The 15,755-nt window shown below is 61.8% G+C and carries 14 protein-coding genes, 5 tRNA genes and 1 riboswitch; of the genes, 14 read left to right on the forward strand and 5 right to left on the reverse strand.

Annotated features, from left to right (window positions below; genetic code table 11):
• Nucleotides 1-3 precede the first annotated feature (3 nt).
• On the forward strand, nucleotides 4-297 hold the full coding sequence (locus BN1188_RS15195; protein ID WP_040262267.1) for a hypothetical protein: 294 nt from the start codon (nucleotides 4-6) through the stop codon (nucleotides 295-297).
• 21 nt (nucleotides 298-318) lie between these two features.
• Nucleotides 319-1,326, forward strand: coding sequence for a succinylglutamate desuccinylase (astE, locus tag BN1188_RS15200; protein WP_040262268.1), 1,008 nt, complete (start codon nucleotides 319-321; stop codon nucleotides 1,324-1,326).
• Between the two features lie 53 nt (nucleotides 1,327-1,379).
• On the opposite strand, the gene BN1188_RS15205 is transcribed toward astE, so the two are convergent.
• Nucleotides 1,380-1,847: a 6,7-dimethyl-8-ribityllumazine synthase gene (locus BN1188_RS15205; RefSeq protein ID WP_040262269.1), complete on the reverse strand. Its 468-nt coding sequence runs from the start codon at nucleotides 1,845-1,847 to the stop codon at nucleotides 1,380-1,382.
• 73 nt (nucleotides 1,848-1,920) lie between these two features.
• A riboswitch (FMN riboswitch) is annotated at nucleotides 1,921-2,059 on the reverse strand.
• Nucleotides 2,060-2,164: 105 nt separating this feature from the next.
• Between BN1188_RS15205 and ltaE the strand changes: the two genes are divergently transcribed.
• From ltaE to mgtE, 9 genes are all read left to right on the forward strand, one after another.
• The gene (ltaE, locus tag BN1188_RS15210) at nucleotides 2,165-3,190 is read left to right on the forward strand and encodes a low-specificity L-threonine aldolase (RefSeq protein WP_040262270.1); all 1,026 of its coding nucleotides are present in this window, start codon (nucleotides 2,165-2,167) and stop codon (nucleotides 3,188-3,190) included.
• A gap of 115 nt (nucleotides 3,191-3,305) precedes the next feature.
• Entirely contained in the window at nucleotides 3,306-5,930 is a 2,625-nt protein-coding gene (alaS, locus tag BN1188_RS15215; protein ID WP_040262271.1) for an alanine--tRNA ligase, read from the forward strand.
• Nucleotides 5,931-6,013: 83 nt separating this feature from the next.
• The gene (locus BN1188_RS15220) at nucleotides 6,014-7,249 is read left to right on the forward strand and encodes an aspartate kinase (RefSeq protein WP_040262272.1); all 1,236 of its coding nucleotides are present in this window, start codon (nucleotides 6,014-6,016) and stop codon (nucleotides 7,247-7,249) included.
• 145 nt (nucleotides 7,250-7,394) lie between these two features.
• The gene (gene csrA / locus BN1188_RS15225) at nucleotides 7,395-7,583 is read left to right on the forward strand and encodes a carbon storage regulator CsrA (RefSeq protein ID WP_040262273.1); all 189 of its coding nucleotides are present in this window, start codon (nucleotides 7,395-7,397) and stop codon (nucleotides 7,581-7,583) included.
• 62 nt (nucleotides 7,584-7,645) lie between these two features.
• Nucleotides 7,646-7,736 (forward strand) — tRNA-Ser (locus BN1188_RS15230).
• 44 nt (nucleotides 7,737-7,780) lie between these two features.
• Nucleotides 7,781-7,857: transfer RNA gene (locus BN1188_RS15235), tRNA-Arg, on the forward strand.
• Between the two features lie 67 nt (nucleotides 7,858-7,924).
• Nucleotides 7,925-8,001: transfer RNA gene (locus BN1188_RS15240), tRNA-Arg, on the forward strand.
• A 68-nt stretch (nucleotides 8,002-8,069) separates the two neighbouring features.
• Nucleotides 8,070-8,146 (forward strand) — tRNA-Arg (locus tag BN1188_RS15245).
• A 775-nt stretch (nucleotides 8,147-8,921) separates the two neighbouring features.
• Complete coding sequence (mgtE, locus tag BN1188_RS15250) at nucleotides 8,922-10,364, forward strand: magnesium transporter (protein WP_040262274.1); 1,443 nt, start codon at nucleotides 8,922-8,924, stop codon at nucleotides 10,362-10,364.
• A gap of 80 nt (nucleotides 10,365-10,444) precedes the next feature.
• Here the strand turns inward: mgtE and BN1188_RS15255 are convergent, their stop codons facing one another.
• Nucleotides 10,445-10,777: an Arc family DNA-binding protein gene (locus BN1188_RS15255; protein ID WP_040262275.1), complete on the reverse strand. Its 333-nt coding sequence runs from the start codon at nucleotides 10,775-10,777 to the stop codon at nucleotides 10,445-10,447.
• A gap of 390 nt (nucleotides 10,778-11,167) precedes the next feature.
• Between BN1188_RS15255 and phnN the strand changes: the two genes are divergently transcribed.
• Nucleotides 11,168-11,749 (forward strand): phosphonate metabolism protein/1,5-bisphosphokinase (PRPP-forming) PhnN, encoded by a 582-nt coding sequence (phnN, locus tag BN1188_RS15260; protein ID WP_040262276.1) that lies wholly within the window; start codon nucleotides 11,168-11,170, stop codon nucleotides 11,747-11,749.
• Here phnN and BN1188_RS21620 read toward each other — a convergent pair.
• A complete protein-coding gene (locus tag BN1188_RS21620) occupies nucleotides 11,730-11,915 on the reverse strand; it encodes a PA3371 family protein (protein WP_148485259.1) in 186 nt (61 codons plus the stop codon). The two genes, phnN and BN1188_RS21620, sit on opposite strands and share 20 nt — an antisense overlap.
• Before the next feature lie 10 nt (nucleotides 11,916-11,925).
• Nucleotides 11,926-12,162, reverse strand: coding sequence for a hypothetical protein (locus BN1188_RS15265; protein WP_040262277.1), 237 nt, complete (start codon nucleotides 12,160-12,162; stop codon nucleotides 11,926-11,928).
• A 376-nt stretch (nucleotides 12,163-12,538) separates the two neighbouring features.
• On the opposite strand from BN1188_RS15265, the gene BN1188_RS15270 reads away from it, so the two are divergent.
• Nucleotides 12,539-12,613 (forward strand) — tRNA-Arg (locus BN1188_RS15270).
• Between the two features lie 38 nt (nucleotides 12,614-12,651).
• Here BN1188_RS15270 and BN1188_RS15275 read toward each other — a convergent pair.
• Complete coding sequence (locus BN1188_RS15275; RefSeq protein ID WP_052469293.1) at nucleotides 12,652-14,235, reverse strand: sensor domain-containing diguanylate cyclase; 1,584 nt, start codon at nucleotides 14,233-14,235, stop codon at nucleotides 12,652-12,654.
• A gap of 232 nt (nucleotides 14,236-14,467) precedes the next feature.
• Between BN1188_RS15275 and BN1188_RS15280 the strand changes: the two genes are divergently transcribed.
• Nucleotides 14,468-15,709 (forward strand): glutamine synthetase family protein, encoded by a 1,242-nt coding sequence (locus BN1188_RS15280; RefSeq protein WP_187375353.1) that lies wholly within the window; start codon nucleotides 14,468-14,470, stop codon nucleotides 15,707-15,709.
• The last annotated feature ends 46 nt before the right edge of the window (nucleotides 15,710-15,755 follow it).

Consider the following 15,755-nt stretch of genomic DNA (forward strand, 5'->3'; position numbering starts at 1 on the left):
ACTATGTCCGATGTGCTGCGGCTGATTCTTGAAGATGACGACGGTACCCAGCTGGAAACCGCCTGTACCCGCCTGGCGGTGGTCTGGCAAGGTAAGGAGATCTGGATTCAGCAGGGCGGCAACGATCAGTTGCTCATTGGCGTGGATGTAGAAGATGGCGACACCGAGTACGCCAACCTGCTGCTGCGCCCCATGGCCACCAACCTGGTCAGCCTGCAGCTGGAGATGGAGCCGGCGGAGCAGGGTGATGACGAGGCAGGTCATGTCCATGGCCCCGATTGCGGCCATCATCACTGATCTCGGCGAGGAACCTGGCCCATGCTGTCGCTTGGCAAACTGCTTGAACTGACCCTCGCCGACCGGGAGCCGGCACAGAAGATCCAGATGACCACCGGGGGCACCTGCTTGCGCTGGCTGGCCCCGGGCGCGCTGGAAGTGCAGCCACCCGACGAGCGCGACAGCGGCCTGGATCTGCTCCTTTCCGCGGGCGTCCATGGCAATGAAACCGCCCCGATCGAGCTGCTCGACGAACTGATCCATGCCATTGCCCGGGGCGAACTGCAGCCCCGGGCCCGGTTGCTGTTCCTGTTCGGCAATCCCGAGGCGATCCGCCGTGGAGAGCGCTACATCGAGCAGGACATCAACCGTCTCTTCAATGGCCGTCACGAGGCCTCCAGCGGTTTCGAGGCCATGCGCGCGTTCGAACTGGAGCGCCTGGCGGCGGGTTTCTTCAGCCGAGCAGGGCGGCAGCGCCTGCACTACGACCTGCATACCGCGATCCGTGGTTCGGAAATCGAGCAGTTCGCGCTCTATCCGTGGAAAGAGGGCAGGGCGCACTCCCGCCGGGAGTTGGCCCGGCTGCGCCAGGCCGGCATGCAGGCCGTGTTGCTGCAGAACCGTCCGGCCATTACCTTCAGCGCCTATTCCTACGAGCGGCTCGGCGCCGAAGCCTTCACCCTGGAGCTGGGCAAGGCTCGGCCTTTCGGCCAGAACGCCGAAGTCGACCTGTCCCGTCTGGATCGATGCCTGCGCGGGCTGATCGAAGGGCAGGGCGGTGAGCTCGATGGAGCGGACCTACAAGGGCTTGAACTGTTCAGCGTGTCCCGTGAGGTCATCAAGGCCAGCGATGCCTTCGCCTTGCACCTGGATGCCGATGTGAAAAACTTCTCGCCGTTGCCACCCGGGTATCTGCTGGCCGAGGACGAGCATAGTCGCTGGGTGGTGGAGGAGCAGGACGCGCGGATCATCTTTCCCAACCCCAAGGTCAGGAACGGCCTGCGTGCCGGTATCCTGATCGTGCCGTACCGGGGGCAACCCCTGGCCTGAATGCGACCGTGGAGCCCCGGGTCAGCGAGGCTCGGGGCTCCACGGCTCGATGGTCAGGCCAGCAGCCCCTTGAGGTCCCTGACCTTGGCCAGGGTATCCATGCAGGCCCGCGCGGCCTCGGCGCCCTTGAGCCGGAAGTGACGGAAGAAGTAATCGTGGTGTTCCTTGCCCTCGTGGAAGTGATGAGGGGTCAGGACCACGGAAAACACTGGCACTTCAGTGTCCAGCTGGACCCGCATCAGGCCGTCGATAACTGCCTGGGCGACGAAGTCATGGCGATAGATGCCGCCATCGACCACCAGGCCCGCACCGACGATGCCGGCATAGCGACCCGTGCGCGCCAGCAGCTTGGCGTGCAAGGGGATTTCGTAGGCACCCGGGACTTCGAAGCAGTCGACCCGGCTGGCATCGATGCCTAGCCCGGCGAGCGTGTCGAGGAAGCCAAGCCGGCTCTGGTCGACGATATCCTTGTGCCAACTGGCCTGGATGAACGCGATACGCGATTCGGAAGGGGATTGCATGGGATTCTCCTGTTCATGAGTCACAAACAGGGCACACGAGGGGAGCCAGCCTCGCCGGATGGCGTGAATGGGTATCCGCTCTCTCTTCATCCGGACTATACCGTCGGCCCCGGAATCGCACCGGGTCTGCTGACCTCGCCGAGGCGAGCGCTCGCGGGCTAGGCCAGGCCATTACCGCCGGTGGGGACTTTCACCCCGCCCTGAGAACGTTACCGTGCTAGCACGGCGCCGCATTATTAGCACAGATGGTCGCAGGCGGGAATCCTGGCCCATGCCTCGTGCTAGATTTGGGCGTCCGACGTTCGAGGAATCGCCCGATGACGCCCATCGACCTGCGCAGCGACACCGTAACCCGCCCCACGCCCGGCATGCTTGCCGCCATGATGCGTGCCGACACCGGCGACGACGTCTATGGCGAGGACCCCACCGTACGCCAGCTGGAAGCGCGACTGGCCGACGAGCTTGGCCTGCAGGCGGGGCTGTTCGTACCCAGCGGTACCATGAGCAATCTGCTCGGCCTGATGGCTCACTGCGAGCGCGGCGACGAGTACATCGTGGGGCAGCAGGCCCATACCTATAAGTATGAGGGCGGCGGAGCCGCGGTGCTCGGGTCGATCCAGCCCCAGCCCTTGGAGCACCAGCCCGACGGTTCCCTGGATCTTGCCCAGGTCGCCGCGGCCATCAAGCCGAAGGATTTCCATTTCGCCCGCACCCGCCTCTTGGCCCTGGAAAACACCATGCAAGGCAAGGTGCTGCCCTTGGGCTACCTGGCGGCGGCCCGTGCCCTTTGCGACGAGCGCGGGCTGGGCCTACACCTGGACGGCGCGCGCCTGTACAACGCCGCGGTGGCGCTCGGTGTCGCCCCCGGGGCGATCAGCGCTCACTTCGACTCGGTGTCGGTCTGCCTGTCCAAGGGGCTGGGCGCACCCGTGGGGTCAGTGCTCTGCGGCAGCCAGCCGTTCATCGACAAGGCCCGGCGTTGGCGCAAGGTGGTAGGCGGCGGGATGCGCCAAGCCGGCATTCTGGCGGCCGCGGGCCTCTACGCTCTGGATCATCAGGTAGCCCGCCTGGCTGAAGACCATGGCAATGCCGAGCGCCTGGCCGCCGGGTTGCAGGCTCTCGGTTATGCAGTAGAGCCGGTGCAGACGAACATGGTCTACCTGAACCTTGGTGGGCGCGCCGCCGACCTGGCGCGTCATGCCAAGGGGGAAGGGGTCTGGCTGACCGCCAATCCGCGCCTGCGCCTGGTTACCCACCTGGATGTCAGCCCGACCCAGATCGAGCGGGTGATCGAGGTGTTCGCTCGCTTCCCGGGCCGCAGCGCCCTGGAATCGTCCAATTGATGGACTCAATCGTACAAACACACTGTACCCACGCGGCAGGGCCGATATAATGCGGCCCTTTGCCGTCGATTCGACGCAAGCTTAGCCCCTGGCCGCTGTCTCCGTGGAAGAACCTATGAAAAGCGCAGAAATCCGTGAAGCCTTCCTCCGCTTCTTCGAAGAGCAAGGCCACACCCGTGTCGCCTCGAGCTCTCTGATCCCCGCCAACGATCCCACCTTGCTGTTCACCAATGCCGGGATGAACCAATTCAAGGATTGTTTCCTCGGCCAGGAAAAACGCGCCTATACCCGCGCGGTCAGCAGCCAGAAATGCGTGCGCGCCGGCGGCAAGCACAACGACCTCGAAAACGTCGGCTATACCGCGCGCCATCACACCTTCTTCGAAATGCTGGGCAATTTCAGCTTCGGCGATTACTTCAAGCGTGACGCCATCACCTTCGCCTGGACCTTCCTGACCTCCGAGAAGTGGCTGAACCTGCCCAAGGAAAAGCTCTGGGTCACCGTGTACGCCACCGATGACGAGGCTTACGACATCTGGACCAAGGAGGTCGGGGTGCCGGCCGAGCGCATGGTGCGCATCGGCGACAACAAGGGCGCGCCCTATGCGTCGGACAACTTCTGGACCATGGGTGACACGGGCCCCTGCGGCCCCTGCACCGAGATCTTCTATGACCACGGCGCCGACATCTGGGGCGGCCCGCCCGGCTCGCCGGAAGAAGACGGTGACCGCTACATCGAGATCTGGAACAACGTCTTCATGCAGTTCAACCGTACCGCGGATGGCGTGCTGCACCCGTTGCCGGCCCCTTCGGTGGACACCGGCATGGGCCTGGAGCGCATCAGCGCCGTGCTCCAGCATGTGCATTCGAACTATGAGATCGACCTCTTCCAGCACCTGCTGCAAGCCTCTGCCCAGGCCATAGGTTGCGGCAACGACGGCCAGCCGTCACTGAAGGTCGTCGCCGACCATATCCGTTCGTGCGGCTTCCTCATCGCCGATGGGGTACTGCCGTCCAACGAGGGTCGTGGCTACGTGCTGCGGCGGATCATTCGCCGTGCCTGCCGACACGGCAACAAGCTGGGCGCCACCGGTGCCTTCTTCCACCGGATCGTCGCTGCCCTGGTGACCGAGATGGGCGAAGCCTTCCCGGAGCTCAAGAGCCAGCAGGCTCACATCGAGCGCGTGCTCAAGGGCGAGGAAGAGCAGTTCGCCAAGACCCTGGAGCAGGGCCTGAAGATCCTCGAGCAGGACCTGGCCGAGCTCGAAGGCAGCGTGGTGCCGGGCGATGTGATCTTCAAGCTGTACGACACCTACGGCTTCCCCATGGACCTGACCGGGGACATCGCCCGGGAGCGCAACCTCACCCTGGACGAAGCCGGTTTCGAGCGGGAAATGAACGCCCAGCGCGAGCGTGCCCGTTCCGCCAGCGCCTTCGGCCTGGACTACAACAGCCTGGTCAAGGTGGAAGAAGACACCCGGTTCCTCGGCTACACCGCCCATATCGGTGAGGGGCGGATCGTTGCCCTGTACAAGGATGGCCAGGCGGTGGATACCCTGGCCGAAGGCGACGAAGGCGTGGTCATCCTTGATCAGACGCCGTTCTATGCCGAATCCGGCGGCCAGGTAGGCGACCGTGGTTACCTGCAAGGGGGCAATGCACGCTTCCAGGTAGCGGATACCACCAAGTCCGGTGGTGCCTTCCTGCACCATGGCATCGTTGCCCTGGGCGCGCTCAAGGTGGGCGAGCAGGTGCAGGCGCAGGTCGAAGGCGACCTGCAACAGGCCACCTCCCTGAACCACTCCGCTACGCACCTGCTGCATGCCGCCCTGCGCGAAATCCTCGGCGACCATGTGCAGCAGAAGGGCTCCCTGGTGGACAGCCAGCGCCTGCGCTTCGACTTCAGCCACTTCGAGCCGATCAAGCCTGAGCAGATCAAGGCCCTCGAGGATATCGTCAACCGCGAGATCCGCCGCAATACTTCGGTGCAGATCGAAGAAATGGACATCGAGAGCGCCAAGCGCAAGGGTGCCATGGCCCTGTTCGGCGAGAAGTACGGCGACCGCGTCCGAGTACTGACCATGGGCGAGGGCTTCTCCGTGGAGTTGTGCGGCGGTATCCACGCCAAGCGCACCGGCGATATCGCGCTGTTCAAGATCACCAGCGAAAGCGGCGTGGCCTCCGGCGTGCGGCGCATCGAGGCGGTCACCGGCGCCACGGCCCTGAGCCTGCTCAACGCCGCGGAAGAACAGGTCAAGGAAGCCGCGACCCTGCTCAAGGGCAGCCGGGATAACGTTCTGGACAAGCTGCAGGCCGTTCTCGAGCGCAATCGGCAGTTGGAAAAGCAGCTGGAGCAGTTGCAAGCCAAGGCCGCCAGCGCCGCTGGCGACGATCTGGCTGCCCAGGCCGTGGACGTCAAGGGCGTGAAGGTACTGAGCGCTCGTCTTGATGGCGTCGATGGCAAGGGGCTGCTGGCCCTGGTCGATCAGTTGAAGAACAAGCTGGGCGAGGGCCTTATTCTCCTTGGTGGCGTGCAGGACGAAAAGGTCGTGCTGGTGGCTGGCGTCACCAAGGCCCTTTCGGCTCGCCTGAAGGCTGGGGACCTGATGAAGCAGGCCGCGGCGGTTGTAGGCGGCAAGGGTGGCGGCCGGCCAGACATGGCTCAGGGTGGTGGTGTCGATGCCGCCGCGCTGGACCAGGCGCTGGCGCTGGCGCTGCCTTTCGCTGAGCAAGGATTGTAAGGCCGCCGGGCGCCACGGTTCGTGCCGTGGCGTGGCGGGGGGACGATTAATGGGGGCCCTGTTGGGCTTGAGGCGGCGTTGAAATGGCTTTGATCGTACAGAAGTTTGGCGGCACCTCGGTGGGCTCGATCGAGCGAATCGAGCAAGTGGCCGACAAGGTCAAGAAATTCCGCGAGCAGGGGCATGACCTGGTGGTCGTGCTTTCAGCGATGAGCGGGGAAACCAACCGGCTGATCGATCTGGCCAGGCAGATCAGCGACCAGCCGGAGCCGCGTGAACTTGACGTAGTGGTATCGACCGGCGAGCAGGTGACCATCGGCTTGCTGGCCATGGCGCTGATCAAGCGCGGTGTGCCAGCGGTGTCCTATACCGGCAACCAGGTAAGGATCCTTACGGACGACGCCTATAACAAGGCGCGTATCCTGCAGATCGACGACCAGCGGCTGCGTGAAGACCTGAAAGCCGGGCGGGTGGTCGTGGTCGCCGGTTTCCAGGGCGTTGACCAGAACGGCAACATCACCACCCTGGGCCGCGGCGGTTCCGACACCACCGGTGTAGCCCTCGCGGCGGCGCTGAAGGCGGACGAGTGCCAGATCTACACCGACGTGGACGGTGTGTACACCACTGACCCTCGGGTGGTCGCGCAGGCCCAGCGGCTGGACAAGATCACCTTCGAGGAAATGCTGGAAATGGCCAGCCTCGGTTCCAAGGTGCTGCAGATCCGCGCTGTGGAGTTCGCTGGCAAATACAACGTTCCGCTGCGCGTATTGCACAGCTTCCAAGAGGGTCCAGGGACCCTGATCACAATCGACGAAGAGGAAACCATGGAACAGCCGATCATCTCCGGCATCGCCTTCAACCGCGACGAAGCCAAGCTGACCATCCGTGGTGTGCCCGACACCCCGGGTGTGGCCTTCAAGATCCTCGGGCCGATCAGCGCGGCCAATATCGAGGTCGACATGATCGTGCAGAATGTCTCGCACGATAACACCACCGATTTCACCTTTACCGTACACCGCAACGATTACCAGAAGGCCCTGGGGGTGCTCCAGGCCACCGCGGCGGAAATCGGTGCCAGGGAAGTGGTGGGGGATACCCGGATCGCCAAGGTGTCCATCGTTGGGGTAGGGATGCGCTCCCACGCCGGGGTCGCCAGTCGCATGTTCGAAGCCCTGGCCAAGGAGAGCATCAATATCCAGATGATCTCCACTTCGGAAATCAAGGTTTCGGTGGTGATCGAGGAGAAGTACCTGGAACTGGCCGTACGCGCCCTGCATACGGCGTTCGACCTGGATGCCGGCGCCCGTCAGGGCGAGTGAGGCGTCCACCTGGGGCGCGGCCTGGTCCGCGCCCTTTTTCTTTTTGCGCGGGCCAATGTCCACGCTTTTTGGCAAGCGGCCGGCCAGGCCGGTCGTGACGCCCTTTTTTGCAGACCTTCCCTCGAAACCCCTTTAGGAGATCCTCATGCTCATCTTGACGCGCCGCTGCACGGAAAGCCTGGTCATTGGCGATGGCGAAATCACCGTGACCGTGCTGGGCATCAAAGGCAATCAGGTCCGTCTGGGCGTCGATGCGCCCAAGGAAGTGGCGGTTCACCGTGAAGAAATCTACCAGCGAATCCGCAAGGAGAAAGACGAAGAACCAAGCCTTTAATTTTCTTCGATTTTTTTGTTTGCAAACGGGAAAGAACGTGGTTAATATACGCCCCGTGTTACGGAGAGGTGGCCGAGTGGCCGAAGGCGCTCCCCTGCTAAGGGAGTACACCTCAAAAGGGTGTCGGGGGTTCGAATCCCCCCTTCTCCGCCATATTCAAGCAGTCCGTCGCAGGGCGGGCTGCTAGAGCAGTAAATGCACTCATAGCTCAGCTGGATAGAGTACTCGGCTACGAACCGAGCGGTCGGAGGTTCGAATCCTCCTGAGTGCACCATACTAGGATTGCGAGGTTCTCCTCGAAGTCTTATACCAGGGGTAACTGGTTCATCAAACGCCCATCTGCACTCATAGCTCAGCTGGATAGAGTACTCGGCTACGAACCGAGCGGTCGGAGGTTCGAATCCTCCTGAGTGCACCATATCAGGCTTGCCGGAATCATCCGTGAGTCTAGTACCAGGGGTTGACTGGTTTAACAAACGCCCATCCGCACTCATAGCTCAGCTGGATAGAGTACTCGGCTACGAACCGAGCGGTCGGAGGTTCGAATCCTCCTGAGTGCACCATTTGGAAAACCGCATCCTTGGATGCGGTTTTTTTTTGCCTGCATGAACCTCTGACGCGCTCAGCGCCAGGGGACATAGCGCGCGGGCTTTTTCCTGGCCTTCTTCTGCGTTGGCGCCCTGGACTTTGTTTCTCGAGCCGGCCCAGTTGCTTGCCGGGCTTCGCTGTGCCTTGGCATTGGCATGCTGGCAAGGGTAGGTTCGTGAGCCGGTCGCTTTGCGGGCGGGTTGTCGGCCGTGACTTCTGGCGAGGGCGAGGGCACAGGGGCGGGCGTCACGCTTCCTGGCGGAGGGTTCCATGCTCGCAGGGGCTGGCCTGCCTCGCCATTGGCACAACTACTGAAGGTGTAGCTGGGTTCGCCCTGCTCGCCGGTACAGTGTTGCACAGTCGTAGCGCTGGCCACGCCGACTTGAGCGAGTAAAAGGGTGAGGACGGGCAAGCTCTGCTTCCGGATCATGATCGCCTCCTTGTCCATGGGGGTTCTGAGGTTGCAGGTTAGCGGTGGAGAAGGTGGCGGCGGGCCTTGGCTTGTTGCAGGATGCTTCGTCATATAAAGCTGCTATACCCAATCAGCAACCGTAGCCAAGCATTTGTAAATCCAGAATTTAGTAACCAAAAAGGCGTATGAGCGAGTATCATTGCCGCCGTCTGCCCCGCCGGGGCATTGGAACGCCTTTCATGGACTTACCCAGTAGAAGCTCCACCACGCTGTTGGCCCCTATAGCATTGAAAGTTTGATCTCCCGGTGTGGTCCACTACTGGGAGTGGAGTACACCTATGTCCGAAGTCGAAGTCAAAGACCTGCGTGAGAGCCTGCAGGACCGCCTGGGCCAAGTGGTCGAGCTGCTGCACAAGCAGCGGGTGGTCGAAGATCTCACTCACCGCCAGGAAGGGCAGCATCAAGCCCTCGTAGAGAACCTGGTCCACCGGCAGAACCTGGTTGAGCTGCAACGCAAGCTCGATGACCTGCACTCGGCCGACATCGCCTATATCCTCGAGGCCTTGCCGCTGGACGACCGCTTGACGGTATGGCAGCTGGTCAAGGCCGAGCGTGATGGCGATATCCTCCTGGAAGTGTCTGACGCGGTGCGGGAAACCCTTATCGCTGACATGGACGACCATGAGCTGCTGGCCGCGGCCAAGGAGATGGACGCCGACGAGCTGGCTGACCTGGCGCCAGAGCTTCCTCGCGATGTAGTTCATGAGCTGATGGAAAGCCTCGATGCCCAGCAGCGCGAGCGTGTGCGCTCGGCGTTGAGCTACGAGGAGGATCAGGTCGGTGCGCTCATGGACTTCGAGATGGTGACCATCCGTGAGGATGTCACCCTGGAAGTCGTGTTGCGCTATCTGCGGCGCCTGCGTGAATTGCCCGGGCACACCGACAAGGTCTTCGTGATTGACCAGCAGGGCGTGCTCAAGGGGGTGCTTCCGATCAAGCGCCTGCTGGTCAACGACCCGGACAAGCGCGTGGCGGAGGTCATGGCCAGTGACCCGGTGACTTTTCATCCTGACGCCGATGCCTATGAGGCCGCGCAAGCCTTCGAGCGCTACGACCTGGTCTCGGCGCCGGTGGTGGACAAGAACGGTCGCCTCATCGGCCGCCTTACCATCGATGAAATGGTCGACCTCATCCGCGAGGAGAGCGAAAGCGAAGTCCTCAGCATGGCAGGCTTGCGCGAGGAAGAGGATATCTTCGCCTCGGTCTGGCGTTCGTTGCGCAACCGCTGGTCCTGGCTGGCGATCAACTTGATCACGGCCTTCGTCGCTTCGCGGGTGATCGGCCTGTTCGAGGACTCCATCGAGCGCCTGGTGGCGTTGGCTGCGCTCATGCCCATCGTGGCCGGCATTGGCGGCAACTCGGGCAACCAGACCATCACCATGATTGTTCGCGCCATGGCACTGGACCAGGTAAGCACGGGAAATACCCGGCGTCTGCTCAAGAAAGAGCTGTCGGTGGCGGTGCTCAATGGTCTGATCTGGGGCGGCGTAATCGGTGTCGTGGCCTGGATGCTCTATCACAGTTGGTCATTGGGCCTGGTCATGACAGCTGCCATGACGCTCAATCTGCTGTTGGCCGCTTTCATGGGGGTTATAATCCCGATGTCGTTGGCGAAGCTCGGGAAGGACCCTGCCATGGGTGCCAGCGTGATGATTACCGCCATGACGGACAGCGGCGGTTTCTTCATATTTCTGGGGTTGGCTACGCTGTTTCTGATGTAGCCCAGGTCAAACTAAAAAGGCCAGCATTGCGCTGGCCTTTTCTATAGGTGCACATTACATGCACCGCGGCCTGGTAAAGCTTATGAAGCGTCAGCTTCAGCGGCCATCTCCACATCATGCGCGATCAGTGCAACCAGCGCATTCTGCTGACGGTGAGAGAGCTGGCGGAAACGTTGCAGCAGTTCCCGTTCGTGCAGCGAGAGCTCGGGGCTGTCCAGGCGCATGCTCAGTTCTTCGCCAAGCGCACCTTCTTGAATGAGGCTCTGCTCCAGGCGCGCGATGATCTCTGAGTTCATGCTGCGATGATGGGTGCGAGCGACCTCGGCGATACGCTCGCGCATGCCGTCGGGAAGGCGCACGACGAACTTGTCTGCGGTGCGGCTGGAATAGACTGCCTGTTTCATTGGGCGCATATAGTTAACCGGTTGAGTTCAGGAAAGCGGTTCCTCGGAGCGGGCCGCGGGATGTGGGTACGACAGTCACTTTCGCCGAATGTTCCATCAGATTTGTCGTTTGAGTGAACATTATGCCTGCCATACGCCAGTACCTTGGCGCCAATTCTGTGACAAATTCTGAATGCAACCACAGCGCATTGCCACTCCCGAAAATCCGAAATGTGGACTGGTTCGGATTAAATGGCACATAGCCAGCCCACAAGGGGTTCTATTGTCCCAGTCCTGTCCGTGGCAAGCCAGCGCCCTTTGGCAAACGACTTTTTCTTCGCCGCTGGGCTGGGCATACTTTCATTCACAGCATAGTGGCAATCAGACTATTCGCGAGCATGTGTAGAAAAGGCGGATGAAATGCAGCAAGGGCGGTTGATCTACCTGGTGGGTGCCTCCGGTGCCGGAAAGGACAGCGTCATCGATGCCGCCAGGCCGGGGCTCGCCGAGAAAGGCATCGACGTCGCCCGGCGGGTCATTACCCGGTCTGCCGAAGCCTTGGGCGAACAGGCCTTGGGCGTCAGTCATGAAACCTTCGAAGCGATGCTTCGGGAGGGCCGCTTCGCGCTCAGTTGGCGAGCCAATGATCTCTGTTACGGCATACCTGTCGAAATCGACCACTCCTTGAAAGCGGGGCGCTGGGTACTGGTCAATGGGTCGCGGGGATATCTACCGCAGGCCTTGGTGAAATACCCAAGCCTTCTGGCCGTACTGGTCACCGTCGAGAACCAGGTGCTCAGAGAGCGCCTGGAGGCTCGCGGGCGTGAGACGCCTGCACAGATCGACGCCCGCCTGGCACGCAATGCTCAGCTCCATCAATCCATTGGCTGGAAAGGGGATGCGTCAGGCATTCTCCTGCTGGACAACTCCGGCTTCCTGGGTGATGCGGCACAGGCGCTGCTGGGGTTGATCGACGAGCAACTCAGCGCAGTTGAGGATTGAACCTGATGCGCTTGCCTCGCACCAGGGCCAGTACGAACAGCACGCTGCATCCCAGGCTGGTCATGAGCAGGAGAGCACTGAGCAGGCTGGCCGGGTAGGGTACTGCCGCGGCGGCAATGAATGAAAGCAGAGCGCTGGTCAGGAAAAACACTGCGGATCTGGACATGGAAAAGGCCTCAGAAGGTATACCGGTCGAGGCGTTGGGACGGCCCCTCGACCATATCCTGCCCGGAGTGGCTGGATGCCAAGGTACCCAGCTGGTGTTCATGCATGCCTGCTCTCTGGGCAATAGGGCGCTTCACCCAGTGGTCGACGTCGATATTGACGCTGACATCCGGGGCCCCTGCAAAAAAATGAAACGAAACCACTGCAACCATGGCCAAAGCATTCAACAGGTAAAGGGCGGCGTTCATCCATGTCTCCAATGTGTTATCGCAGGCTGACCATTCACAGATGCCACTACGGTAGTAGCACACTGCATGCCAAATGCCTCTTCTCTTAAAATCCGTTTTAAATCAACAACTTAACCGAACAGCCTAGAATTGCTTGCATGCATTGTGCATTGTTTGACGCGTTTCGCCGTGCAGATTGCACGAAATCCCCGCTGGGTGTCCAGTACTCACCAGGCAAAAGGCCGCTATCTCGATGCATTTAGTTAACCGCGACGGTTTTCCGTCGAAGACAGCCTAACCTGGCTTTATTACTGGTTTGCACCGGCAGGGCGTCAATGGTAGATTTGCAGCCGCTTTCGCCAGGGGCCAGTCCCTTGGACGCAGATTGTAATGAGCTGTCCTTGTAGTTCAACGGATAGAACGGGGCCCTCCTAAGGCTCAGATGCAGGTTCGATTCCTGCCGGGGACACCACGCTTTCACGCGGCGCCATACATTCAGCGCGCTGCTCCCTATTGAGCCTCCGGGGCTCGATCTTCCTCTGTCATTCGGTACGCCAACCGGTTTCGACCTTCGCGCTTTGCTTCATAAAGCAGTCTGTCCGCAGCCTCGATCATTCCCTCGGGCGTGCATGCCTGCCAGGACGGGGTCCCAAGAATGACTCCGGCGCTGGCGGTAACCACACCGGCGTCATGGCCGCTGTGAGGCACCCGCAGGTCCCGAATAGCCTGCAGAATCTCATCGGTAAGCTTGCAAGCGCCGCTAAGGTCGGTGTCTGGCAACAATAGGGTGAACTCTTCCCCTCCATAGCGCACCGCCAGATCAGCGGGTCGCTTCAAATTGCCCTGGATGGCCGCGGCTACCTGGCGCAGGCATTCGTCACCTGCGGCGTGGCCATAGGTATCGTTGTAGCGCTTGAAATGGTCCACGTCCACCATCACCAAGGCCAGGGTGCTTCCTTTGCGTCGGGCGCGCCTTATTTCTTCAGGCAAGGCCTGGTCCAGGCGTCGGCGGTTGGCGATACCGGTAAGGCCATCGCTCAGCGCCATGTCGCGCATGGCCTGGTGGGCCCGGCCGATCTCTTCCTCCGCACGCATGCGTTGCCTGAGCTGCCCTAGCACCATCGCACCAAAGCCGGTCAGTCCGGCGATGAGCATTAACAACACCAGTCCGGTCTTGACGAGGTCTTCACGCCAGGGCGCCACGAATGACTGGCGCGACAGTCCGGCTTCCACCACCAAGGGGTAGCTGGTCAGCGCCCGGTAGCCATAGAGGCGATAGGTGCCATCCACTACGGCCTTGACCTCTGCCACGCCTTCATTGGCGAGCGGCAGGTAATGCTTGAAAATCTCGCTTTCAGTGAGGCTCTGGCCAATCACGGCGGGGTTGAAAGGCCTGCGCACCAGGATTGTCCCATCCCGCAGGGCGAGGACGATGGCACCGCGATCATCGATCCGGAAGGCACCGTAGTACTCCACGAAGTAAGCCACCTTGATGGTTCCAAGCAGCACCCCGGCGAAGCTGCCGTCCGGCGCATCGAGCCGACGCGAAATGGGGACGACCAATTCCCCGGTAGACCGGCTACGCACTACTTCGCCGATTCGCACGCCTCGGTCGGGGTTCGTACGGTGGTAGATGAAATAATCCCTGTCACTGTTGTTGGCCTGGTCGGGCGGGCGGTTCTTGTCCGTGACGATCCACTCACCCGAGGGGCCATAGATAAATAGGCCGTGCAGTTGTGGCATCAGGGACGACTGTTCCACCATCAGAGCATGGATACGGGCGATGTCGATGTTCGCCAGGCCGTCTCCTTCCACCCGCTCGCGTAACTCGGTCGTCAGGATGTCTACCTGTCTTACAGCGTCTTCCGCGTGCTGGGCCGTGGCTCTTGCCAGGTTGGCGACCGAATCGCGAGCAGTGGCGTAAGCCCGTTGGTAATCGCGCCAGGTACGCCAGCCTTCCACGGCGACAAAGGTGAGGATTACCAGCACCATGAACGCCAGGGTGAGGCGAAAAGCCCTGGCCGGACGGTCCGCTCTTTCCCTCAAAGCGTAGGGTGCGAACTCGGGACGGGTAAGCGGCGGGTGTCCAGGCATCGGAACTCCTGTTGAGCTTCGGCAATTCCCTGCTATGGCGAACGCCTGGAAAAGACGGCTGGCTCGGCTCGGCTTGCTATTCGCAGCGGCCAGTGACAACGTGTCCCGACACCCAGGTAACATCACCATGACTACAAGGATAGACGCCATGTTGACCGAAGGCCCCTTGGTGGGTGTGGATGAAATCGAGTGCGTGACGCCAGACCTCAACGGCGTGCCTCGCGGCAAGGTCATGACCGCCGCTGGCTTCAGCGAGGGCCGAAGGCTCCAGCTCGCGCGCGGCGTTCTGCTGCAGGCCATCATGGGCGGTTATCCGCCTGCGCGTTTCTATGGCAGTGACGACGGTGATCTGGTGCTGGTGCCTGACTTGGCCAATGTCTATCGCCTACCCTGGAGCGAACGGCCTCGGGCGCTGGCTATCTGCGATGCTCGTGAACTCGCTGGCAACCCAAGCGGGCTCTCCACGCGTGCGCTGCTCAAACAGGTTCTGGCCCGCTACGCCGAGCATGGCCTGGCGCCTGTGGTGGCCACGGAGCTTGAGTTCTATGTGTTCGCGCCCAACCCGGATCCGGCGCAGCCTTTCTTGCCACCGACAGGTGGTGATGGTCGCCGCGAGGAAGGTTTCAGCGCCTTCAGCGTTTCGTCCAACAACGGCTTGCGTCCGTTCTGGGATGAGGTCTACCGCTGCATGGGCGCGCTGGGCCTGCCTCGGGACACCTTCATGCATGAAATGGGCGTCAGCCAGTTCGAGATCAACCTGTTGCATGGCGACCCCTTGGTGCTGGCCGACCAGACCTTCCTGTTCAAGCACCTGCTCAAGGAAGTCGCGCTCAAGCATGGCTTGCTGGCAGTGTGCATGGCCAAACCACTGGCCAAGGTGCCTGGCAGCTCGATGCATATTCACCAGAGCGTGGTGCGGGCTGATACCGGCGCGAACGTGTTCAGTGACGATCAGGGCGGGCCGACCGCGGCCTTTCGTCACTTCATTGGCGGGCAGCAGGCGGCCCTGGGCGATTTCACGGCATTCTTCGCGCCTAATGTGAACGCCTACCAGCGCCTCTTCCATCCCTACGCATCGCCTAACAATGCGTGCTGGTCGGAGGACAATCGGGCGGCAGGCTTGCGTATACCCGCCAGCGGGCCCGAGGCGCGCCGAGTGGAAAATCGCCTGCCCGGCGCCGATGCCAATCCTTACCTGGCCATTGCCGCCAGCCTGGCGGCGGGCCTGCACGGCATCGAGCAGGGCCTGGAACCTTCCCCACCCATCCAGGGGGAATTCGACGTGCCTGAACATCTCGCACTTGCCCGGACACTGGACGGCGCCCTTGCCCGGCTGCGAGCCAGCGCCCTGGCCGTTGAACTGTTCGGACGGGAGTTCATCGAAGGGTACATCGCGACCAAGACGATGGAGTTGACCAGCTTCATGGACGAAATCACCCCCTGGGAGCGCCGCGTTCTCGCTACCCAGGCCTGACCCGGCGGCTTTCGGGCCGCGGACTCTGCGCCAGGGCATCAACTGC

Origin of the sequence: Pseudomonas massiliensis, assembly GCF_000826105.1 — a bacterium.
Lineage (GTDB): Bacteria > Pseudomonadota > Gammaproteobacteria > Pseudomonadales > Pseudomonadaceae > Aquipseudomonas > Aquipseudomonas massiliensis.

Excerpts from the sequence above, each read along its gene's own strand:
- BN1188_RS15205 (WP_040262269.1), bottom strand. The coding sequence starts at position 1,847 with ATGCAATCCCCTTCCGAATCGCGTATCGCGTTCATCCAGGCCAGTTGG.
- mgtE (WP_040262274.1), top strand. The coding sequence starts at position 8,922 with ATGTCCGAAGTCGAAGTCAAAGACCTGCGTGAGAGCCTGCAGGACCGC.
- BN1188_RS15280 (WP_187375353.1), top strand. The coding sequence starts at position 14,468 with ATGACCGCCGCTGGCTTCAGCGAGGGCCGAAGGCTCCAGCTCGCGCGC.
- BN1188_RS15275 (WP_052469293.1), bottom strand. The coding sequence starts at position 14,235 with ATGCCTGGACACCCGCCGCTTACCCGTCCCGAGTTCGCACCCTACGCT.
- BN1188_RS15255 (WP_040262275.1), bottom strand. The coding sequence starts at position 10,777 with ATGCGCCCAATGAAACAGGCAGTCTATTCCAGCCGCACCGCAGACAAG.
- BN1188_RS21620 (WP_148485259.1), bottom strand. The coding sequence starts at position 11,915 with ATGTCCAGATCCGCAGTGTTTTTCCTGACCAGCGCTCTGCTTTCATTC.
- ltaE (WP_040262270.1), top strand. The coding sequence starts at position 2,165 with ATGACGCCCATCGACCTGCGCAGCGACACCGTAACCCGCCCCACGCCC.
- phnN (WP_040262276.1), top strand. The coding sequence starts at position 11,168 with ATGCAGCAAGGGCGGTTGATCTACCTGGTGGGTGCCTCCGGTGCCGGA.
- BN1188_RS15265 (WP_040262277.1), bottom strand. The coding sequence starts at position 12,162 with ATGAACGCCGCCCTTTACCTGTTGAATGCTTTGGCCATGGTTGCAGTG.
- BN1188_RS15195 (WP_040262267.1), top strand. The coding sequence starts at position 4 with ATGTCCGATGTGCTGCGGCTGATTCTTGAAGATGACGACGGTACCCAG.
- alaS (WP_040262271.1), top strand. The coding sequence starts at position 3,306 with ATGAAAAGCGCAGAAATCCGTGAAGCCTTCCTCCGCTTCTTCGAAGAG.
- BN1188_RS15220 (WP_040262272.1), top strand. The coding sequence starts at position 6,014 with ATGGCTTTGATCGTACAGAAGTTTGGCGGCACCTCGGTGGGCTCGATC.
- csrA (WP_040262273.1), top strand. The coding sequence starts at position 7,395 with ATGCTCATCTTGACGCGCCGCTGCACGGAAAGCCTGGTCATTGGCGAT.
- astE (WP_040262268.1), top strand. The coding sequence starts at position 319 with ATGCTGTCGCTTGGCAAACTGCTTGAACTGACCCTCGCCGACCGGGAG.